Below are 3149 nucleotides of genomic sequence, written 5' to 3'. Positions count from 1 at the left end.
TGCGGGGCTCCTGCGATTTCTAGCTGAGGGCTGATAGAGGAACCGGCGTCCTGTTGAACCTTGGGCTGAATGGTGAGATCGATGCGCCGTGCCCCCGCGTGTTTGACAATCAGAAAGCTGGCTTCCAGAGGTGTCCGGCTCAGCAGAGCCAAAGCCCCCAGCCGCTCCTCCCCCCGGTTAATCGGGTAGGCAACAAAGCCCCGCAAGCCATTGGCCTTCACCCACTCCGGGGCGGGCATCCAGGCTTCTTGGGTGGGATTGTTGCTCAAAAGCGGCAGACCCTCCTGGGCCACCCGTCCCAAAGGGCTGTCGTCAGGGTAGATCCGCTGAATTTGGTCATGAGCAGGACTGAGCAGGCCGGCATGGGCCACCGACTGAAAACATCCTTCCTGCGGGTCGAAAAACCAAAGGCGAGCTGAGGCTGCACCCAGACGATCCACCATCTGCCGTACCAAGGTCTGGGCCAACTTGAGCACACACTGCTCCAGCTCCCTCGTCTCTACAGAGTCCGAAGAGGATGGGGAAGACAACTGAGAAGAGAGCAGCACCAGTTCTTGGACAATTTGGTTTGCAGCCTGTAGCTGGCGTGACAGCATGGGATCCCATCGCGGCAGCGGTGCGGAGCACTTTCAACAGAGGCAACCGAAGGCATGACAGCAAGAGATGGGCTTCCATCAACAAGGAACCAACTTCTGCACAGCCTCTAACCGCCCCAAAGCCCAGCCCCGCCGCTGGAGAAGGGCAAAAGATTGCAGCAAATCCGGCCCCTGCAGATCCCCTGTCAGGGCGGCCCGCAAACTCTTCATCAGCAGGCCCTTTTTCATGTTCTGGCCCTTGGCCACCTGATCCACCAGCGGTTTTAAGCTGTCCGCCGAAACCTGGGGCAGCTCGGCAGCAGCCAACGTGGTGGCCATTGCAGCCATAGCCTCTGCCACCCCAGGCAGGCGCAACTGTTCCAGAGCTGGCAACGTGTAGCTGAGGGGCTCCTGAAACAAAAAGCGGCTGAGCGGAGGAGCCTCTGCCAGGCGGTCGATACCATCGGCAATCAGGCGGGCCACATCTTCCAACCAGGTGGGATCCGGCACCTCGGAAAGGTCAAACCCTGCCGCCTGCCAAAAGGGGGTGAGCCGTTCTACCAGTTCTGGCGGAGAAAGCCGCTTGATGTACTGGCTGTTGATCCAGTTGAGCTTGTCCCAGTCAAAGCGGGCAGCCGCACGGTTAACCCGGTCAAAGTCGAACAGCGCAGCCGCCTTTTCCAAAGAGAAAAGCTCTTCCCCATCCGGGGGCGACCAACTGAGCAAAGCCAAATAGTTCTTGAGAGCTTCCGGCAAAAAGCCCAGTTGCTGGAACTCTGCTACCGAAGTTGCCCCATCCCGTTTGGAGAGCTTTTTCCCCTCCGGGTTCAGGATTAGCGGAGAATGGGCAAACTGGGGAGGTTCGTGGCCAAGAGCACGGTAGAGCAAAATCTGCTTGGGGGTATTGCCGATGTGATCTTCGCCGCGAATCACATGGGTGATGCCCATGTCGATGTCATCCACCACCACCGCCAAGTTGTAGAGAGGGCAGCCATCCGCCCGGGCAATGACCATATCCCCCCCCAAGTCCTGGGTGTTCCAGGTAATGGGGCCGCGAATGAGATCCACCCAAGACACTTCCAGGGGCTCCTCGATTTTGAAGCGGATCACCGGCTGCCGACCCTCGGCTTCGTAGGCCCGTCGCTGGGCTTCGGTGAGAAAGCGGTGGCGGTTGTCGTAGCGGGGGGCTTTGCCAGCGGCCTTCTGGGCAGCGCGCATCTCCTCCAGCTCCGCCTCGCTGACGTAGCAGCGGTAGGCCAACCCTCGATCCAGAAGCTGCTGTACCACCGCTTGATAGCGCTCGATGCGCTTGGATTGGTAGACCGGCCCTTCGTCCCAGTCTAGGCCCAACCAGGCCAGGCCCGCCAAAATGTTGCGGGTGTAGCGGGGCAAAGAGCGGTCGCGGTCGGTGTCCTCGATGCGCAAAATGAACCGGCCACCGTGGCGACGGGCATACAGCCAGTTGAACACTGCCGTTCGGGCGGTGCCGATGTGCAGATTTCCGGTTGGGCTGGGGGCAATGCGAACACAAACACTCACAGGTCTAAGGATCCCAAGCAGAGTATCCCGATCCTAGTCGGCGGCGAGATCCTTTGTCATGTTGGCGTTCTATTGGGTTGCAGGCGGTTGCCAATCGAGGCATTTCGAGTAGAATCCGCTCTAGCCGCCGGTCAAAAGGTAGGCTGCACGGGGATCAAGGTTGATTGGCAACGTCCAACCCCCCCTTTTTTCCGGTGTTGAGGAAAAGCTGTAGCGCAGGAGGAATCCCAGCACATGCGTCTGACTTTGGCCATTCTTCTGGGTTGTCTGTCCGCCGGGATCCCGATTGGATCCGCCTTGGCCCAAATTGCCTATCCTTCTTATCCGGTGGGAGATGCCCTAGACAGGATCCTGTTGGATACAGGTAGGAATGTGGATCCGGTCATTTTCCCTGAGGAGGTGGTGCGCTCCCAGGCCCGGCAGACCACCGCCTTCTTCACCACGCTGCTGAACCAGCGCACCAACATCCCACCCCTGCGCTCGCTGGATTTGCCCAGCCCCTATCAGGCTTCGGTTCGTACCCAGGCCGGGTACTACCGCGTGACCCAGACAGAGCCCGTTTTGGATTTTGAAATCTTGCGCTAGGCAGGGCAGGTATTCGGGGCCTGTTCCAGCGCCGGCCTGTTGCTGTTGCCAAAACGTTGTGTATGAAGCTCCGTTCTACTGCTGCGCGGAAGAAAGCTAGCTAGGGCGGTGGTTGTGCCCTGGTCGGCGTGGCGGAAAGGGCAGTGACTGCCTGGCGGTTGCCTTAAAGCTGTTCACCCAGGAGGGCATGGTTTTTCTCAGCGAAACAGCTCCCTGGAGAGGCGCTCCGCCAGCGCAATCGGACAAGAGGGAACTGGGGAAAGTTGTGTTTGTGAGAGCCTTCATCCTATGGCCCGCTCGCGCGGACGGTAACTGCCTCTCCGGTCAGCGAAAAAGCTCGCGTGGCGGTAATGCGCACCGGCACCAGGGATCCCTTCAGTTGCTCTGGATCCCCTTCGAAGAACACCAAGCGATTGCCGCGGGTACGCCCCATTGCCTGGCGGGGGTTTT

Annotated in this window: 4 protein-coding genes; 1 reads left to right on the top strand and 3 read right to left on the bottom strand. The window is 59.6% G+C overall.

Annotated features, from left to right (window positions below; genetic code table 11):
- Nucleotides 1-596: GAF domain-containing protein (locus NW815_RS13965; RefSeq protein WP_414416149.1), on the bottom strand; the 596-nt coding region annotated here is incomplete at its 3' end.
- A gap of 78 nt (nucleotides 597-674) precedes the next feature.
- On the bottom strand, nucleotides 675-2114 hold the full coding sequence (gene gltX, locus NW815_RS13960) for a glutamate--tRNA ligase (RefSeq protein WP_414388880.1): 1440 nt from the start codon (nucleotides 2112-2114) through the stop codon (nucleotides 675-677).
- Nucleotides 2115-2348: 234 nt separating this feature from the next.
- Here gltX and NW815_RS13955 point away from each other — a divergent pair, with 234 nt between their 5' ends.
- Nucleotides 2349-2699: a hypothetical protein gene (locus tag NW815_RS13955; RefSeq protein WP_011433285.1), complete on the top strand. Its 351-nt coding sequence runs from the start codon at nucleotides 2349-2351 to the stop codon at nucleotides 2697-2699.
- Nucleotides 2700-2985: 286 nt separating this feature from the next.
- Here NW815_RS13955 and NW815_RS13950 read toward each other — a convergent pair.
- A partial coding sequence (locus NW815_RS13950; protein WP_414416150.1) for a TRAM domain-containing protein occupies nucleotides 2986-3149 on the bottom strand: 164 nt, incomplete at its 5' end.

It is taken from the genome of Synechococcus sp. R6-7, from assembly GCF_047461695.1.
Lineage (GTDB): Bacteria > Cyanobacteriota > Cyanobacteriia > Thermostichales > Thermostichaceae > Thermostichus.
The sequence above is the reverse complement of the archived record's forward strand: the minus strand, read 5'-3'. Positions and strand labels throughout refer to the sequence as shown.